Annotated in this window: 13 protein-coding genes, 1 tRNA gene and 2 pseudogenes; 10 read left to right on the top strand and 6 right to left on the bottom strand. The window is 73.9% G+C overall.

Annotated elements, in window-relative coordinates; all coding sequences use genetic code 11:
* The first annotated feature begins 259 nt into the window (after positions 1 to 259).
* The 8 genes from BS72_RS15850 (at position 260) to BS72_RS15880 (ending at position 5,412) form a co-directional block, all read left to right on the top strand.
* On the top strand, positions 260 to 805 hold the full coding sequence (locus tag BS72_RS15850; protein ID WP_037911229.1) for a tRNA adenosine deaminase-associated protein: 546 nt from the start codon (positions 260 to 262) through the stop codon (positions 803 to 805).
* Between the two features lie 71 nt (positions 806 to 876).
* Entirely contained in the window at positions 877 to 1,311 is a 435-nt protein-coding gene (locus tag BS72_RS15855; protein WP_037911233.1) for a nucleoside deaminase, read from the top strand.
* Positions 1,312 to 1,342: 31 nt separating this feature from the next.
* A tRNA-Ser gene (locus tag BS72_RS15860) sits at positions 1,343 to 1,429 on the top strand.
* A 115-nt stretch (positions 1,430 to 1,544) separates the two neighbouring features.
* Positions 1,545 to 2,096: a hypothetical protein gene (locus BS72_RS15865; protein ID WP_037911234.1), complete on the top strand. Its 552-nt coding sequence runs from the start codon at positions 1,545 to 1,547 to the stop codon at positions 2,094 to 2,096.
* A gap of 219 nt (positions 2,097 to 2,315) precedes the next feature.
* The gene (locus tag BS72_RS37270) at positions 2,316 to 2,480 is read left to right on the top strand and encodes a hypothetical protein (protein WP_198545901.1); all 165 of its coding nucleotides are present in this window, start codon (positions 2,316 to 2,318) and stop codon (positions 2,478 to 2,480) included.
* 23 nt (positions 2,481 to 2,503) lie between these two features.
* Positions 2,504 to 2,797, top strand: coding sequence for a Dabb family protein (locus BS72_RS15870; protein ID WP_037911236.1), 294 nt, complete (start codon positions 2,504 to 2,506; stop codon positions 2,795 to 2,797).
* A 402-nt stretch (positions 2,798 to 3,199) separates the two neighbouring features.
* Entirely contained in the window at positions 3,200 to 4,261 is a 1,062-nt protein-coding gene (locus tag BS72_RS15875) for an RNA polymerase sigma factor SigF (RefSeq protein WP_232792426.1), read from the top strand.
* 167 nt (positions 4,262 to 4,428) lie between these two features.
* Complete coding sequence (locus tag BS72_RS15880) at positions 4,429 to 5,412, top strand: RNA polymerase sigma factor SigF (protein WP_037911238.1); 984 nt, start codon at positions 4,429 to 4,431, stop codon at positions 5,410 to 5,412.
* A 105-nt stretch (positions 5,413 to 5,517) separates the two neighbouring features.
* On the opposite strand, the gene BS72_RS15885 is transcribed toward BS72_RS15880, so the two are convergent.
* The gene (locus tag BS72_RS15885) at positions 5,518 to 5,724 is read right to left on the bottom strand and encodes a hypothetical protein (RefSeq protein WP_037911240.1); all 207 of its coding nucleotides are present in this window, start codon (positions 5,722 to 5,724) and stop codon (positions 5,518 to 5,520) included.
* Positions 5,725 to 5,783: 59 nt separating this feature from the next.
* Here BS72_RS15885 and BS72_RS15890 point away from each other — a divergent pair, with 59 nt between their 5' ends.
* Both BS72_RS15890 and BS72_RS15895 read left to right on the top strand, forming a co-directional pair.
* Positions 5,784 to 6,722, top strand: a complete 939-nt coding sequence (locus BS72_RS15890) for an aldo/keto reductase (protein ID WP_037911242.1) — start codon at positions 5,784 to 5,786, stop codon at positions 6,720 to 6,722.
* 482 nt (positions 6,723 to 7,204) lie between these two features.
* Positions 7,205 to 7,666 carry a PPOX class F420-dependent oxidoreductase gene (locus BS72_RS15895; protein WP_037911244.1) on the top strand — a complete coding sequence of 154 codons (462 nt, stop codon included), beginning with the start codon at positions 7,205 to 7,207 and terminating at the stop codon, positions 7,664 to 7,666.
* Positions 7,667 to 7,773: 107 nt separating this feature from the next.
* Here BS72_RS15895 and BS72_RS15900 read toward each other — a convergent pair.
* The 5 genes and pseudogenes from BS72_RS15900 to BS72_RS15920 form a co-directional block, all read right to left on the bottom strand.
* Positions 7,774 to 10,102 (bottom strand): annotated as a pseudogene (locus BS72_RS15900) (ArnT family glycosyltransferase).
* On the bottom strand, positions 10,099 to 11,469 hold the full coding sequence (locus BS72_RS15905) for a glycosyltransferase (RefSeq protein ID WP_198545903.1): 1,371 nt from the start codon (positions 11,467 to 11,469) through the stop codon (positions 10,099 to 10,101). Before BS72_RS15905 ends, BS72_RS15900 begins: the two are co-directional and overlap by 4 nt.
* A 144-nt stretch (positions 11,470 to 11,613) precedes the next feature.
* Positions 11,614 to 13,172, bottom strand: a pseudogene (locus BS72_RS15910) (sensor histidine kinase).
* Positions 13,173 to 13,297: 125 nt separating this feature from the next.
* Entirely contained in the window at positions 13,298 to 14,119 is an 822-nt protein-coding gene (locus tag BS72_RS15915) for a response regulator transcription factor (RefSeq protein ID WP_078901399.1), read from the bottom strand.
* Positions 14,120 to 14,417: 298 nt separating this feature from the next.
* Positions 14,418 to 16,457: an ABC transporter ATP-binding protein gene (locus BS72_RS15920; RefSeq protein ID WP_107498938.1), complete on the bottom strand. Its 2,040-nt coding sequence runs from the start codon at positions 16,455 to 16,457 to the stop codon at positions 14,418 to 14,420.
* Positions 16,458 to 16,756: the final 299 nt, after the last annotated feature.

Here is a 16,756-nt window from a genome sequence, read left to right on the forward strand (position 1 = left end):
CCGGAGGCGCGGGCCGGCCACGGGGCCGCCGACGACGGCTCCCGACGCGCCGGGCCAGCCCTTCGGCTGCCCGCCATGGTCGCGGTTTTCCGCGGAAGTGACCAAGTCCTGGCACGTCGCGGTGGCGAAGACCTCTCGCGACGCCCCTGTTTCTGCCACGATGCCGAGTGGGTGGGAGCGTCATGGACCCCTCGTCCAGTACCCGGGGACCATGGGCCCCGTCCGGTCCGGACGGCCTGAGAACTGTGGGAGAGTCACGGTGTACTTCGCCGCACTGCTCGCGCGCACCGAGGACGGTTGGCAAGCGAGCGAACCCGATCTCGACGATGTTGAAACCCTCGCCGACCTGAGCGATCTGGCTCGCGCGGCCGCCGACGAGGAGGAAACGGTTCTGGTCTTCATCGAGCAGGAGGACGCCTGGTTCGGCGTCGTCCGGGTCGACGGGGAGGACGATCCCAGGATCTACGTGTCCGACGCGGCCGCCGCCGCCCGCAGCTCCTACGGGGAGATCCTGCTCACCGACGAGGTGCTGGGACGCGACCCGGAGGACCTCAGGCTCGACGAGCTGGTGGACCTCGACGGCACCGAGGACGGTGAGGACGGCGACTCCGACGACGCGGCCGCCGACCTCTCCGAGGAGCACGTGCCGGCCGGCCCGGTCGGCGAGACCGACCTGCTGGCCGACCTCGGCATGAGCGCGGCCGACCTGCTGGCGCTCAGCGGGGACGGCGCGCTCACCGGGGAGGCGCTGGGCGAGATCGCGGACGCGCTGGGCGCCGCCGACGTACTGGAGGCGGTCCGCTGAGGTCTTCCGACCCGCCCGCGGGCGGCGTTCCCGATGGTCCCGACGTCCTGCGCGACCCCTGGGTGCCGGCCATGCGGCTGGCCCTGGCGGAGGCCGAGCGCGCCCCGCTCACCGGCGACGTGCCGGTGGGCGCGGTCGTGCTGGCCGCCGACGGCACGCTGCTGGCCCGGGCCCGCAACGAGCGGGAGGCCACCGGCGATCCGACCGCCCACGCCGAGGTGCTGGCCATCCGCCGGGCGGCGGCCGTCCTGGGCAGCTGGCGGCTGACCGGCTGCACCCTGGCGGTCACCCTCGAACCGTGCACGATGTGCGCGGGGGCGATCGTGCTCTCACGCCTTGACCGGGTCGTCTACGCGGCCCCCGACCCCAAGGCGGGCGCGGCCGGCTCCCTGTGGGACCTGGTGCGCGACCGCCGCCTCAACCACCGCCCCGAGGTCGTCGCCGAGGTGCTCCCCGAGCCCGCCTCGGCGCTCCTCACCCACTTCTTCCGTCCAAAGGATTTCTGAGCACACCCTCACGTGGGATAGGCTCTGCCTCGGTAGCGTGTCCGAGCGGCCTAAGGAGCACGCCTCGAAAGCGTGTGAGGGGGCAACTCCTCCGTGGGTTCAAATCCCACCGCTACCGCTCTGAGCAGTACGGACGCCGGTTCCCTCCACCAGGAGGGGGCCGGCGTCCGCATTTCCGCCGACGGGCGGTTCACAGGGGGAGGCCGCGCCGCGCGCCGGCCGGGGGAGGGACCTTGTCCGAGACCGGGCTCACGGCGGACGCCGCCGTCGAACACTTCCGCCGGCTGTTCGAGGCCCGCACCGAGGGCAGGCCGTACACCGTCGAGCGCGTCGAGGACGGGTTGCTCCTCCGGCTCGACGTCCAGGACCTGGCCTGGCGAACGTTCCTGCACGCGCAGGGCATCTCCACCGACTACCGGATCATGCTCCGATTCGACACGGCGAACCGCACGTACACGCGCGAGCAGCAGATCCACGACATGAGGTGGCGGGCCGGCGCCGGCGCGGGAGGGGTCGGCGCGGAATTCGTCCAGCGGACCGCGCGGGGCACCTTCGTGACCAAGGAGTACCGCCGTTACACCGCCGTGGGGCCGGGCGGCACGGGGACGGTGGAGTACCGCTTCGACAGCACAGAGATGACGGCGCTGGTCGCCGAGGTCATGGACGGCACCGGGTGGACCCGCAAGACCGACCCGGGCACCCGCCTGGGGCTCGTCATCGCCGGCTCGGTACTCGGCGGGATCGTCCTCGCGGGGCTCGTCGTCCTGGCCGTCCTGCTGCTCTGAACCACGCATGACGGTCTGACAGCCCGGGTACCGGACAGCCCGGCGCCCGGCACCACCCGGCGCCATGGCCGGCTGTCGCCCCAACCGGCAGGCGTTCATCGCATGAGCGGATAACCACGTGAGAGTGTGGTCATCTCGGTGCACCGTACGGCGTAATAGACTCCGGCGGTTGCGCACCTGCGACCGCTCGTGCCGCGCGCGGTGGGGAGGAGAAGGGGCATGGCGCAGGCAAGGAAGATCGTCACCTGGGTGGTGCTGGCCTTCGTCCTCTACACGATCATCGACCAGCCCGCCCGGGCCGCCGACCTCGTCCAGGTAGGGTTCGTGGGGATTTCCAACGGTGCCAAGAGCATCGGGCAGTTCATGCACGACCTGGCCGACTGACGGCCTGCCCGCGAGGAGTGGTGATGATCCGTCATCTGGTGTTGTTCAAGCTGAACGAGGGCGTGGACCGCGCCGAGGAGCGCGTGGTGCGCGGCGCCCGCGCCTTCGCCGAGCTCGGCGGCCAGGTGCCCGACGTGGCCTCCTGGGAGTGCGGGTGGAACATCTCCGACCGCGCCATCGCCTACGACTTCGCGATCAACTCCGCCGCCGAGGACGCCGACGCCCTCCAGCGGTACCTGGACCACCCGGCCCACCAGGCGGCCGTGGCGCAGTGGCGGGAGTTCGCCACCTGGGTGGTGGCGGACTACCAGTTCTGACCCGGACGACGGCCCCGCGTTCACCCGCCCGGCCGCGCACGTCCGTCCGATTCACCCCGCGAGCCCCCCGCGCCGCCTGTCGGCACGGGGGGCTTCGTCGTGTCGTTCACCCCTGCCCGTTCGTACAACACGGCAATATGCGGTGCTTGCACAAGGCGCACATGAATTGTGATGCTATGACCGCTTTTGACGGACAGGGCAAGTGCTGGAGTGGACCGATAGGGAGTGGGTGTGCCGGTGTCGGCCCGTACAGCGTCAGCGTCGCCGTCCGCACCAGACCCGGCCGCCCCACCCACGCCCGGCCCAACCGCCCTGCCCGCGCCGGACTCACCCGCCCCGTCGACGCGGGGGGCATGGCGCCCGGCCGGCCCCGTTCCCGACCGTACGGACGCCTCCCGGGCGGTGCCCGGGCCCGTACCCGCCCCGGACCCCGGCGGCGCCTTCGACGGCGCTTCCAGCGGCTCTGAGGGCCCCGCCCCGGCGGACGCCGACGGAGGGACAGACGGCGGCGCGGACGGCGGAGGGACGGACGGCGGCGCCGAGGACGGACCGGGCACCGAGGACGTGCTCGTGGCGGAGGAGTTCCGCGCCGAGGACGCGTTCGAGGAGGCCGAGCCGGCGCCCGGCACCGAGGTCCGGCGCCCCTTCCCGCCCCCGCCCGGCACGCCGCACCCCCGTGGCCGCGCCAAGGCGCCGAACAGCAACGCGGCCGACGCCCGGGCCCTCACCCAGGTGCTCTTCGAGCAGCTCGCCGTCCTGGAGCCGGGCGGCGCGGAGCACACCCGGGTGCGCGCCGCGCTGATCGAGGTCAACCTGCCGCTGGTCCGGTACGCCGCCGCCCGCTTCCGCAGCCGCAACGAGCCGATGGAGGACGTGGTCCAGGTCGGCACCATCGGTCTGATCAACGCCATCGACCGGTTCGACCCGGACCGGGGCGTCCAGTTCCCCACCTTCGCCATGCCCACCGTCGTCGGCGAGATCAAGCGCTACTTCCGGGACAACGTCCGCACCGTCCATGTACCGCGGCGGCTGCACGAGCTGTGGGTCCAGGTCAGCGGTGCCATCGAGGATCTGACCGTGCTCAACGGCCGCTCCCCGACCACGGCCGAGATCGCCGAGCGGCTGCGGCTGTCCGAGGAGGAGGTGCTGGCCTGCCTGGAGGCCGGCCGCGCCTACCACGCGACCTCCCTGGAAGCCGCCCAGGAGGGCGACGGCGCCCCCGGGCTGCTGGACCGGCTCGGGTACGAGGACCCGGCCCTCAGCGGCGTCGAGCACCGCGACCTCGTCCGGCACCTGCTGGTGCAACTCCCCGAACGGGAGCGGCGCATCCTGCTGCTGCGCTACTTCGGCAACCTGACGCAGTCCCAGATCAGCGCGGAACTCGGCGTCTCCCAGATGCACGTGAGCCGGCTGCTGTCGCGCAGCTTCGCCCGCCTGAGGTCCGCAAACCAGATCGACGTGTAGCCCCGGGGAATGAGGCGTCCTGCGAAGATAAGTCGACTTGGCACTACAGCGTGTTGCCGACATGTGACATTCTGCGGGGAGCGCGTTTGTGACGGCCGGACCTCCGGTATGCCAGAGGAGGAACAACCGTCGCTCGCAACGCCCTTCCGCGACCTCAAGGGGGTGGCATGTCCGTACAGGTGGGCAGTCCCAAGGTGCTCCGTACCGCGGCAACCGACCCGGCCGTCGACCCTGTCGACGTCCTCGACCCCGTCCGCGGCGGCCCCGCCGACAGGGCCGACAGCGCCGACAGTGCCGCCGCCGGTGTCGACGTGCTCGACGCGGCCCCGTCCGGGGCGCCGCGCGGCGCCCTCACCGACGGCCCGCCCGGCGTCGCGCCGTCCCAGGCCATCGACACCCGCACCCTGTCCCGCTCGCTCTTCCTGCGACTCGCGGAGCTGCGCGCCGACAGCCCGGAGCGGGCGTACGTGCGGGACACCCTGATCGAGCTGAACCTCCCGCTGGTCCGGTACGCGGCCGCGCGCTTCCGCAGCCGCAACGAGCCGATGGAGGACATCGTCCAGGTCGGCACCATCGGCCTGATCAAGGCGATCGACCGGTTCGACTGCGAGCGGGGTGTGGAGTTCCCCACCTTCGCGATGCCCACGATCGTCGGCGAGGTCAAGCGGTTCTTCCGCGACACCTCCTGGTCGGTGCGGGTGCCGCGGCGCCTCCAGGAGCTGCGGCTGGCCCTGACCAAGGCGAGCGACGAGCTCTCGCAGCGGCTGGACCGCTCGCCCACGGTCGCCGAACTGGCCGGCTGCCTCGGCGTCTCCGAGGAGGACGTGGTCGACGGACTCGCCGTCGGCAACGCCTACACCGCCAGTTCGCTGGACTCCCCGCCCCCGGAGGACGACGGCGGCGAGGGCACGCTGGCCGACCGGCTCGGCTACGAGGACTCCGCCCTGGAGGGCGTCGAGTACCGCGAGTCGCTGAAGCCGCTGCTGGCCCAGCTGCCGCCGCGCGAACGGCAGATCATCATGCTGCGGTTCTTCGCGAACATGACGCAGTCGCAGATCGGCGAGGAGGTCGGCATCTCGCAGATGCACGTCTCCCGGCTGCTGACGCGGACCCTGGCCCAGCTGCGCGAGGGCCTGACCGCGGAGGCGTGAGGAGGAGGCGGAGTGGTCGCGGGGCCGCGGCCCCGCGGCGGGCTGCCCGGTACGTCCGGGGCTGCCGCGCCCCGCCCGCCGGCAGGCGGCCCGCCGTCCGCGGGCTCACTTCATGGCGAGCGCGACCACTCCGACGACGACCACCACGGCGACGACGATGCCGATGACCAGACCGGCCCGGCTGCGGGTCTGCTCCCGCTGCGCCTGCTGGGCCTGTGCCGGCGGCGGCTGCTCGTCGACGAAGGCCCGGAACATCTGGGTGCTGCCGGCCGGGTCGTAGTTGTTGTCAGGGTTGGGCGAGGTGTTCGACATGGCGCCTGACCCTAGCGTGTCGGCGGAATACCCCGCACCCCCCACCGGTTGCGTCAGTTATGGCACGCATCGGCAGATCAGAACTGGACGTCTTCCCGCTCGCCCTCGGCGGCAACGTCTTCGGCTGGACCGCGGACGAGGCGCAGTCCTTCGCCGTCCTCGACGCGTACACCGCCGCCGGCGGCGACTTCGTGGACACCGCTGACGTGTACTCGGCCTGGGTGCCGGGGAACTCCGGCGGCGAGTCGGAGACCGTCATCGGCAGGTGGCTGGCCCGGCGCGGCCGGCGCGACGACGTGGTGGTGGCCACCAAGGTCGGCGCGCACGCCGAGGCCAAGGGCCTGCGTCCGGAGACCATCCGCAAGGGCGTCGAGGCGTCCCTGCGCCGGCTGGGCACCGAGCACATCGACGTCTACTACACCCACTTCGACGACACGTCCGTGCCGGTCGAGGAGATCGTGACCACCCTCGACGCCCTGGTCAAGGAGGGCAAGGTCCGGGTGCTGGGCGCCTCCAACCTCTCCGCCGAGCGGCTGGCCGCCTCGCTGGACTTCGCCGAGCGCGAGGGCCTGGCCCGCTACGAGATCCTCCAGCCGGAGTACAACCTGGTGGCGCGCGACTCCTACGAGGGCCCGCTGGCCGATCTGGTCGCCGAGCGCGGCCTGTCCGCCGCGCCGTACTACGGCCTGGCCTCCGGCTTCCTCACCGGCAAGTACCGGCCGGGCGCCGCCCCGGTGGACAGCGCCCGCGCCGGACGCGCTGCCGGGTACCTGGCGGAGCCGCGCGGCGTGAAGGTGCTGGAGGCGCTCGACGAGGTGGCCGCGGCGCACCGGGCCGAGGTGGCCACGGTGGCACTGGCCTGGCTGGCCGCGCAGCCCACCGTCGTCGCGCCGATCGCCAGCGCCCGCACGCCCGAGCACGTCCCCGCGCTCACGGCGGTCGCCGACCTCAAGCTCACCGCCGACGAGGTGGCCGCGCTCACCGCCGCCTCGGTCTGAGGCGCGCCTCCTCGGTCCGGCTCGCCGCCCCCGGCCCCGCCCCCGCACCTGCCGCGGGCGGGGCCGCAGGCGCGGTCCGGGTGCTGTCCCGGTCGTGACGTGCCAGGAGGTACCGGCCCGGACCGTTCCGGTACCTTCTGGCACTTGCGGTGGGGCGGACCCCGTCCGTATCGTTGCTTTAGGCAACCATGAGGGCGGGACGTCCGCCCCGACGACAGCCACCCGGGACGGCTCGCACCGCCCAGGGTCACCCGGTCGTACGGCCCGCGCCCGCAGCGGAGAGGTCCGGGACGACGGCTCGGGGTACGGGTCCCGGTGACGGCCGGAGCAGGGGACGGCCGAGGCCGACGCCGGGACCCCCAACACGGACCCGCACCGCTTCGGCGGGGGCGGGGACGACGGCCGGGTCGGCGCAGGACCAGCGGCCGGGACGGCCACGCGGCCACCGGCCGGGAGCGGAGGCCGGCGCTAGGGTTTCCGGTATGGCTCCCAACATCGCCACCAACACCACCGTGGACCTCGACGGACTGCTGGAGTTCGTCCGGCCCCGGCACCGCGCGATCCTGCTCACCACGCGCGCCGACGGCCGCCCGCAGGGGTCGCCGCTCACCTGCGGCGTCGACGACTCGGGCCGGATCGTCGTGTCCACCTACCCCGAACGGGCCAAGACCCGCAACGCGCGCCGCGACGAGCGCGTCAGCCTCATCGTGCTCTCGGACGACTGGAACGGGCCCTGGGTCCAGGTCGACGGCACCGCCGAGGTGCTGGACGTGCCGGAGTCGGTGGAGCCGCTCGTCGAGTACTTCCGGAACATCTCCGGCGAGCACCCGGACTGGGCCGAGTACCGCGAGGCGATGGTCCGCCAGGGCAAGTCGCTGATCCGGGTGACGCCGGAGCGGTGGAGCCCGGTGGCGACCGGCGGCTTCCCGGCCCGCCTGGCCTGACGCGGCGCCGACGGGCCCCGCGGCCCCGCGAGCCGCGCACCGGGGGCGGTCGGACGGAGGGCTCTCCGTCCGACCGCCCCCGTTCCCGTCCGGCGCCGCGGGTCAGTTCACTTCGGGTCGGTCAGGTCGTACACGGTGGTGCCGCCGACCGTCTTCGCCGTGTAGTGCGCCTCGACCCAGGACTGGATCTGCGAGGCCGTACCCGAACCGCCCTGGCCGCCCTGGCCGCCCTGGCCGCCGCCGAACCCGCCACCGAAGCCACCGCCGCCGATCAGGTAGTGGATGCGGCCGGCGGCGACGTACTTCTCGAACTGGGCCAGCGTCGGCGAGGGGTCGGTGCCGTTGAAGCCGCCGATCGCCATCACCGGCTTCCGCGTGGACAGCTGGTAGCTCGCCTGGTTCTGGGAGCCGACCGCGGCGGCGACCCAGGTGTAGCGGTCGGCGTCCGCCAGCAGCAGTTTCTTCATGGCAGCGGACACCTCGGTGCCGTTGAGCAGGCCGTTCATGCCGCCACCTGCCGTGCCGCCGGGGCGCCGCCGCCCTCCGCACCGAACGGACCGCCGGCCGTACCCGACCCCGTCCCGCCGTTCTGCGTACCCTGACCACCCGGGAAGCCCTGCCCGCCCGGGAAGCCCGGGAAGCCCTGGCCGTTCTGCGCACCCTGGCCGCCGGGGCCCCGAACTGGCCCTGGCCCTGGCCAGTGGAGCCGCCGGTGGAGTTCGGGCCGCCCGCGCCGCCGGGCATCCCGCCGGCCGGCGCCCCCGTGCCGCCACGCATGCCGCCCTGACCGCCGCCGGGGAAACCGCCTCCGCCGCCCGGACCACCCATGGCGCCCTGCACCGCGGGGCCGGCGGTGATGATCGAGCCCTCGTGGCCGACCGACACGGTTTCGAGGGTGTAGGCCGCCGGCCCGCCCAGCATCGCGACCACCCCGGCCGCCGCGGCAACGGCCGACAACCGCCCCCGGGCCCGCGCGCCGGCCGTCGCCGGCAGGGTGCCGGCCAGCACCGCGAGCGCGGCCAGCAGCCCCGCGGCCACCACCACGTACCGCAGCCACGGGTGCCATCCGGCGGACCGGCCCAGCAGTTCGGCCGCCCACACCCCGGTACCCAGCACGACGGCGGCCAGCACCACGGCGGCGGGCAGCCGGTCCCGGCGCCGCCACAGCAGGGCGCCGCCCATACCGGTCAGCGCCGCGATGTAGGGCGCCAGGGCGATGTTGTAGTACTGGTGGAAGATCCCCGACATGAAGCTGAAGGTCACGAAGGTGGCGAGCAGCGCCCCGCCCCAGACCAGGAACGCCGCCCGGCGCTCCCCGGTGCGCGGCTCCCGCCGGGTGATCCACAGCCCCGCCACGAGCAGGGCGAACGCGGCCGGCAGCAGCCAGGCGATCTGCCCGCCCATGTCCGTGCCGAACAGTCGGCCGATGCCGGTCCGGCCCCACATACCGCCACCGGCACCGCCCGGGCCGCCCGCTCCGCCGCCGCCGACGCTGCCGGTCTCGTTCCCGGTGATCCGGCCGAAGCCGTTGTAGCCGAAGGTCAGCGAGAGGAAGTCGTTGTCCTGCGAACCGCCGATGTACGGCCGGGAGGACGCCGGCCACAGCTCGACGATCGCCACCCACCAGCCGCCCGCCAGCACCATCGCACCGCCCGCGGCCAGCAGTTGCAGCAGGCGGCGGCGCGGCGCGGTCGGCGCGCACACGGCGTACACGACGGCCAGCGGCGGCAGGATCAGCCACGCCTGGAGCGTCTTGGTGAGGAACGCCAGCCCGAAGACCGCGCCCGCCGCGAGCAGCCAGCGCAGCCGGGCGTCCTCCAGTGCCCGCAGCACGAAGTAGAGAGCCGCGACCATGAGCAGCGCCAGCAGCGCGTCGGGGTTGTTGAAGCGGAACATCAGCGTCGCGACCGGGGTGAGCGCCAGCACCACCGCCGCGGTCAACCCCGCGCCGGGCCCGAACCGGCGCCGTACCGCCGCGTACAGCAGCCCCACCGTCGCGGCGCCCATGAGCGCCTCGGGCACCAGGATCTGCCAGGAGCCGAGGCCGAACAGCCGCACCGACAGCGCCATCGGCCACAGCGCGGCCGGCGGCTTGTCCACGGTGATCGAGTTGGCGGCGTCGGAGGAGCCGAAGAAGAACGCCTTCCAGCTCTGGCTGCCCGCCTGGACCGCCGCCGAGTAGAAGGAGTTGGCGTAGCCGGACGCCCCGAGGTCGTACAGGTACAGCACCAGGGCGGCGACGAGCACCGCCAGCAGCGCGGGCCGGGCCCAGGCCGGGTCCTCCTCGTGGCCCCGCCACAGCCGTCGCGGCAGCCCCGCCGCGGTACGGCGCAGGGTCGTCGCGGTACGGCGCAGGGTCGTCGCGGCGGACGCGGCCGGTCCGGCGGACGGGGCCGGTGGCAGGCCGGACGGCAGCAGGTGGCTGGGTGTGCTCATCGGGCGCTCCCGGATTCGGTGCCGGATTCGGTGTGGGATTCGGCACCGGATTCGGTACCGGATTCGCTGTCGGCGGTCCCCGCTGGACCGGTCGTCCCGGCGGGGCGTGCGGGGCTGGCGTCAGCGAACTCAGCGGAGCCGGTGGGGCCGGTGGGGCCGGTGGAGTCAGCGGGTCCTACAGCGCCGACGGGGCCTCCGTCGGCCGGCTCGGCGAACAGCCAGACCCGGAAGAGCAGGAACCGGACAACCGTGGCGGCCAGGTTGGCCACGACGAGGACCCCGAGTTCGGTGTGGTGCGGGGGATGGGCCACCGCGATGTGCAGGGCCGCCAGCGACCCGCTGGTCAGCACCAGCCCGACCGCGAACACCACCAGCCCCTGGGCCTGGTGGCGCACCGCCCGATCCCTGCCGCGCACCCCGAAGGTCAGCCGCCGGTTGGCCGCGGTGTTCCCCAGCGCCGACAGCAGCAGCGCCAGCGCGTTGGCGGCCTGGGCCGGCACCACCGCGCGCAGCGCCATGTACAGCGCCAGGTAGACGAGGGTGCTGAGCACGCCGACCGCGCAGAACCCGACGAGCTGGCGGGCCAGTCCGACCGGCACCCCGGTCAGCGCCCGGTCGCGCGGGTCGTCCCCGAACGGACGGCGCAGCCGCTCCAGCGGCAGCCGGCCGGTGGCCAGCGCCCTGCCCACCCGCCACATGCCGCGCAGGTCCTCGGCGGCGGTGCGCGCCACGTCCACCTTGCTGTCGGGGTCGTCGACCCAGTCCACCGGCACCTCGTGGATACGCAGGCCGGCCCGTTCGGCCAGCACGAGCAGCTCGGTGTCGAAGAACCAGCCGCCGTCCTCGACCAGCGGCAGCAGCTGCTCGGCGACGTCCGCGCGGATCGCCTTGAACCCGCACTGGGCGTCGGAGAACCGGGCGGCCAGCGAGCCGCGCAGCAGCATGTTGTAGCCACGGGAGACCAGTTCCCGCTTGGTGCCGCGCACCACCCGCGACGAGCGGGCCAGCCGGGTGCCGATCGCCAGGTCGGAGTGGCCGGAGATCAACGGCGCGACCAGCGGCAGCAGCGCGTTGAGGTCGGTGGACAGGTCGACGTCCATGTACGCGAGCACCGGCGCGTCCGAAGCCGCCCACACGGCGCGCAGCGCCCGACCGCGGCCCTTCTGCTCCAGCCGGAACGACTCGACCTCCGGCAACTCGACGGCGAGGATCGCGGCCTGCTGCGGCGTCAGGTCGGTGCTGGCGTTGTCCGCGACGGTGATCCGGAACGGATAGGGGAACGTCGCCGCCAGGTGCGCGTGCAGCCGGCGGACGCAGGGCCCGAGGTCGTCCTGCTCGTTGTAGACGGGCACCACGACGTCGAGCACGGGTGGGGCGGTCCGGCCGGGGGACCGGCCGTCGGCGCGGGGGCCGCCGCGGAGTACGGCAGGCGGCCGACAGCCGGGAGGTGCATCCGGACGGGAAGGCTTCCGTGGTCGGTACGCATGTTCCGACACTCGGCGCCCCGCCTGTCACAGGCGTGTGCTGAACCTTGGTCCGGCCTGTGGAAGTCGGGCCGGCGCTGATTCGGGGAGCAGCACCTGGAAGACGGTGCGGCCCGGTTCCGACTCCACCGTCACCCGGCCGCCGTGCGCGGTGACCACCGAGGCGACGATGGCCAGGCCGAGTCCGGTGCTGCCGGCGACCCGTGAACGGGAGGCGTCGCCGCGGGCGAACCGCTCGAAGACGTGCGCCTGGAGGTCCGGCGGGATGCCGGGCCCGTCGTCCTCGACCTCCAGCAGCACCGTGCCCAGGCCGCGGCGGACCCGGGCGGTGACGGTGGTGCCGGGCGGCGTGTGCGTACGGGCGTTGGCGAGCAGGTTGGCGAGCACCTGCTGGACCCGGGGGGCGTCGCCGTGCAGCAGGGCCGGGTCGTCGGGCAGGTCCAGCCGCCAGACATGGTCCCGGCCGGCCGCCCGCGCGTCGCTGACGGCGTCCACCACCAGCGGCGACAGGTCGATCTCGGCCCGCTCCACCGGACGGCCCGCGTCGAGCCGGGCGAGCAGCAGCAGGTCCTCCACCAGGGTGGTCATCCGGGCTGCCTCGGACTCGATCCGGCCCAGCGCGTGCCGGGTGTCGGGGCCGACCGGCTCGCGGCCGCGGCGGGTCAGTTCGGCGTAGCCGCGGATGGAGGCGAGCGGTGTGCGCAGCTCGTGGCTGGCGTCGGCGACGAACCGGCGGACCCTGGTCTCGCTCTCCTGCCGGGCGTGCAGCGCCGAACCCACGTGGCCGAGCATCCGGTTGAGGGCCGCACCGACCTGCCCGACCTCCGTCCGGGGGTCGGTGCCGTCGTCGGGCACGCGCTCGTGCAGGGCCACCTCGCCGCGGTGCAGGGGCAGTTCGGAGACCCGGGTGGCGGTCGCGGCGACCCGGCGCAGCGGCTCCAGGGCGATCCGGACCAGCGCGGCCCCGGCCAGCCCGGCCGCCACCAGGCCGGCCGCGGCCACCGAGACCTCCACCCAGAGGAGGGTGGACAGCGTGTCCTCGGTGCCGGCGGTGCTCAGGCCGACCAGGGTGATCGTCCCGTCGGCGACGGCGGCGGCCGACTCCACGCGGTACTCACCCAGACCGGGTACCCGCAGCGTGTGCGGGTGGCCGTCACGGGGGACGCCGGCGAAGGCCGCGGCCTGGGACGCGCTGAGGTAGTCCGGGCCTATCTGCCCGGTGGTGGGGTTGGTGGCGCTGACCGCGGCCCGCGTGACCTGGCCGGCGGCGGTGACGGTGGCGGCGACGCTCTCCCCCGGCTGGCCGCCGCCGGCCAGGAACACGAAGGCGAGCGCGTCCGGGCGCTGGCCGCCGGGCAGGGCGCCACCGCCATGGTCGGTCGGGGCGCGGCCGGGCTCGCCGCCGCCCGCCTGGGGCCGCCGGGGCCCTCCGCGCGTACGGCGGTGTCGTGCACCTTCGAGTCGAGCTGGTCGTAGAGGAAGTCGTGCAGCGCGAAGATGGTGACGGCGCCGATCACCGCGCACACGGCGGCGACCAGGGCGACACACGAGGCGACCAGGCGGCGGCGCAGCGACCACCTGGCCATGGGCCGGCCTGCCCATCGCGGCGGGAAGGCCCACCGGCCCCGCCGGAGGCGCGCTGGGCGCGGGGAGGCGTCCGCATCCTCCGGCGGGGCCGGCGGGCCGGCGGCGACGGGCCGGCCGGACCGGGTCACGCCGGGTCGCCTGGCTTGATCAGGTAGCCCGCGCCGCGGCGGGTGTGGATCATCGGCGAACGGCCCGCGTCGATCTTGCGGCGCAGATAGGAGATGTACAGCTCGACGACGTTGGCCTGGCCGCCGAAGTCGTACGACCACACGCGGTCGAGGATCTGCGCCTTGCTCAGCACCCGGCGCGGGTTGCGCATCAGGTAGCGCAGCAGCTCGAACTCGGTCGCCGTCAGGTGGATGTCGGTACCGCCCCGGCTGACCTCGTGGCTGTCCTCGTTGAGCACCAGGTCGCCGACGACCAGCATCGACTCGTTGCGGACGGCGGCCGCACCCGAACGGCGCAGCAGCCCCCGCAGGCGCGCCACGACCTCCTCCAGGCTGAACGGCTTGGTGACGTAGTCGTCGCCACCCGCCGTCAGCCCGGCGATGCGGTCCTCGACCGCGTCCTTCGCGGTCAGGAAGAGCACCGGCACGTCCGGGGTCTCCCTGCGCAGCCGGGCCAGCACCTCCAGTCCGTCCATGTCGGGCAGCATCACGTCGAGCACGACCGCGTCGGGACGGTTCTCCCGGGCCGCGCGCAGCGCGCTCGCGCCGTCCGCCTCGGTCCGCACCTGCCAGCCCTCGTAGCGCAGGGCCATGGACAGCAGGTCGGCGAGCGGGGTCTCGTCGTCGACCACGAGGACGCGGACCGGCGAACCGTCCGGCCTGGCCAACTCGCCCGCCGGAGCAGTTGAGTTCACGGCAGGAGGCGCGGCGGCGGGAGCGGGGACTGCGGAAACGGGGGGCGCGGTCTGCGGGGCGGCCGCGGAGGAGGTCGTAGCCATGCACATCACCCTGTGGGCGACCTATGAGATCCGCCTTGTCCGAATCTGTGAAAACTCTGAGAATCCTGATGCGCCTCCTGTCTCCGTGCCGGGCTGTGCCCTGCCGGATGGCTCCTCCGGACGTCCTGAGGCCGTGTGCGGCGGCACGCGGCGCGGCCCCCTTCGGACGGCGGCCGTCCGTACAGCGGGCGTACGACCCTGCGCCACGGTGTTCCCGCTCGGGAGAGCGGTTCGCCCAAGGCGGTCAGTGTCCCCGGTACGGTCGGCCGCCGCGCTGCTCAGGCAGCTCGGGTGGACGTCATGGCGCCTCCCCCGCCGCCGCGTCGTCCGCCGTGTCCGAGTTCACGCCCTGCCGCTGAGGCGGGAGGTGGCTCAGGTCAGCGGGCAGGTCGGGGACGCTTCGGCGGTCCTGGTACTGGTCCGCCTGCATGCGGTACATCGCCGCGTACCGGCCGCCCAGCCGCATGAGGCTGTCGTGGTCTCCCTGTTCGGCCAGTCGTCCCTTGTGCAGCACGTAGATCACGTCCGCGTGCCGGACAGCGGCCATCCGGTGGGTGACCAGAACCACGGTCTGGTCGCCTTCGGCCATGGCCCGAATCCGCTCGAACGCGGCGATCTCAGCGGCCGGGTCCAGCGCCGAGGTCGGCTCGTCCGCGACGACCAGGCGGGCGCGCCGGTAGGCGGTGCGGGCGATGCCGATCTTCTGCCACTGCCCGCCGGAGAGTTCGGCGCCTCGGCGGAACTGCCGGGCCAGCAGGGTCTCCATCCCCTCCGGGAGGGTGGCGACCACCTCGTCCGCCCCGGAGTAGGCGGCCGCCCGGCCGAGGTCATCGGGCGCCGGACGGTCGCCCGGCCGGTCGCAGGGTCTGCCGATGCCGATGTTGGCCGCCGCGGTGAACGGCCACCGCTCGAACTCCTGGTTCAGCAGGGACACCTGGGCGAACACCTGGGCGCGGTCCGCCTCCGCCACGTCGACGCCGTCCCACTCGATCCGCCCGGAGTCCGGGAGGTGCAGCCCCGTCAGGAGCTTGACCAGAGTGCTCTTGCCGGAGCCGTTCTCGCCGACCAGGGCCACGACACGACCCGCCGGGATGTCCAGGGAGACCTCGTCGACCGCGGGAGCGTCCCGGCCGGGATAGGTGAAGCTCACGTCGTGGAACCGCACGGACCGCACCCGCTGCGGCAGGTCGCGCCCGCCGTCGGGGACGGACTGCCGCGCCGCCTCCGCGAGGAACCGGTCGAGGTCGGCCACGTACAGGGACTGCTCGTGCATGGAGTTGACGTTCTGCACCAGGGCGCCCAGCGCCGCCGAACCCGTGCGGACGGCCAGCACCGCCGTGGCTCCCGCCGCGATCTCCACATGCCCGGAGAGGATCAGCGCCAGCAGCGTGGCGTACGTGGCCAGCGACGCCAGCCCGCCGAAGGCAGCCGCGAGCAGCTCGGTGAGCGCCTTGTCCCTGGCGAGGCGGGTGTGCTCCTCCTCCGCGGCCTCCGCCATCGACCGGTAGTGGCGCAGCACCCAGCCGCCGACCCCGTGGACGCGCACCTCCTGGGCCGCGGTGCGGGAGGTGAGCAGTTGGCTCAGCACCCGCTGTGCCCTGGAGTGCTCCACCCACTGCATCATCGAGACGTATCGGCGTTGGGACACCCGCATCGCGCCCCACCCGCGCGGCAGCACGATCAGCAGCAGCATCGGCAGCAGGACCGGGTGCAGGACGGTGAGCACGCTGCCCACCGCGACCAGCGAGAAGACGCCGTTGACGGCGGCCACCCAGGACCCGACCATGCGGCGGGCCTCCGCCGCGGAGAACTGCACGGTGTCGACCAGCCGTTGGAACGCCGCGTCCTCCACGGCGACCAGCTCCACCCGCGCGGCCCCGGCCAGGTACAGCTCCGAGACGGACCGCTCGATCTGCGGCTCCAGCCGTCCCGCCGAGGCAGTGGACAGCGAGGCGAGCACCGCGTTCACGACCGCGATCGCCGCGACGGTGACCAGCGCGGGCAGCGCCGCGTGCAGTCGGTCCGCGACCGGGCCGCCGGCGAACAGCTGCCGCAGCACCCGGCTGAGGGCGAGGTAGCTGAACGCCCCGGCGAGCCCCTGCCCGACCTCCGTCACCGCGATCGTGGTCAGCGCCCGCCGGTCCGTCCGCCAGGCCAGCCGCAGCACGGAGGTCACGTTCCTCGGCAGGGACCGGAGCGTGCCCAACAGCGTGGCCTCCAGCCGCGCGTACTCGTGCCGCGTCCAGCCGGCATCCCACCGCAGCGGACCGCCGAAGAGCTCCTCCTCGCTGCGCGAGACCGCCCCTTCGACCACCTCCGGCCGCCTCACCAGCCGCAGTAACCCGTGCGACCCCGCGCCCTTCCCGCGCCGACCGGCGCCGGACCCTCGCCTCTCCTCCGCAGGCCGTCGCAGGCGGTCCCCGCCCGCCTCCTTCGCCTCCTTCACCGTGTCCGCCAGCTTCGCCTCGTCCCCTTCGTCCACGTCACCCACGTCGCCCCTGGGATCCCCGTCGTCCACGTCGCTCGCCTCGCTCGCCTCGACCGGTTCGCGTGCGTCAGCCACGTCCCGTGTGTCGTCCACGACAACCCCTTTCATCACTCAACACGTCCGCTCGAACTCACTGCGTAACCATCGCA

This window comes from Actinacidiphila yeochonensis CN732 (genome assembly GCF_000745345.1).
GTDB lineage: Bacteria > Actinomycetota > Actinomycetes > Streptomycetales > Streptomycetaceae > Actinacidiphila > Actinacidiphila yeochonensis.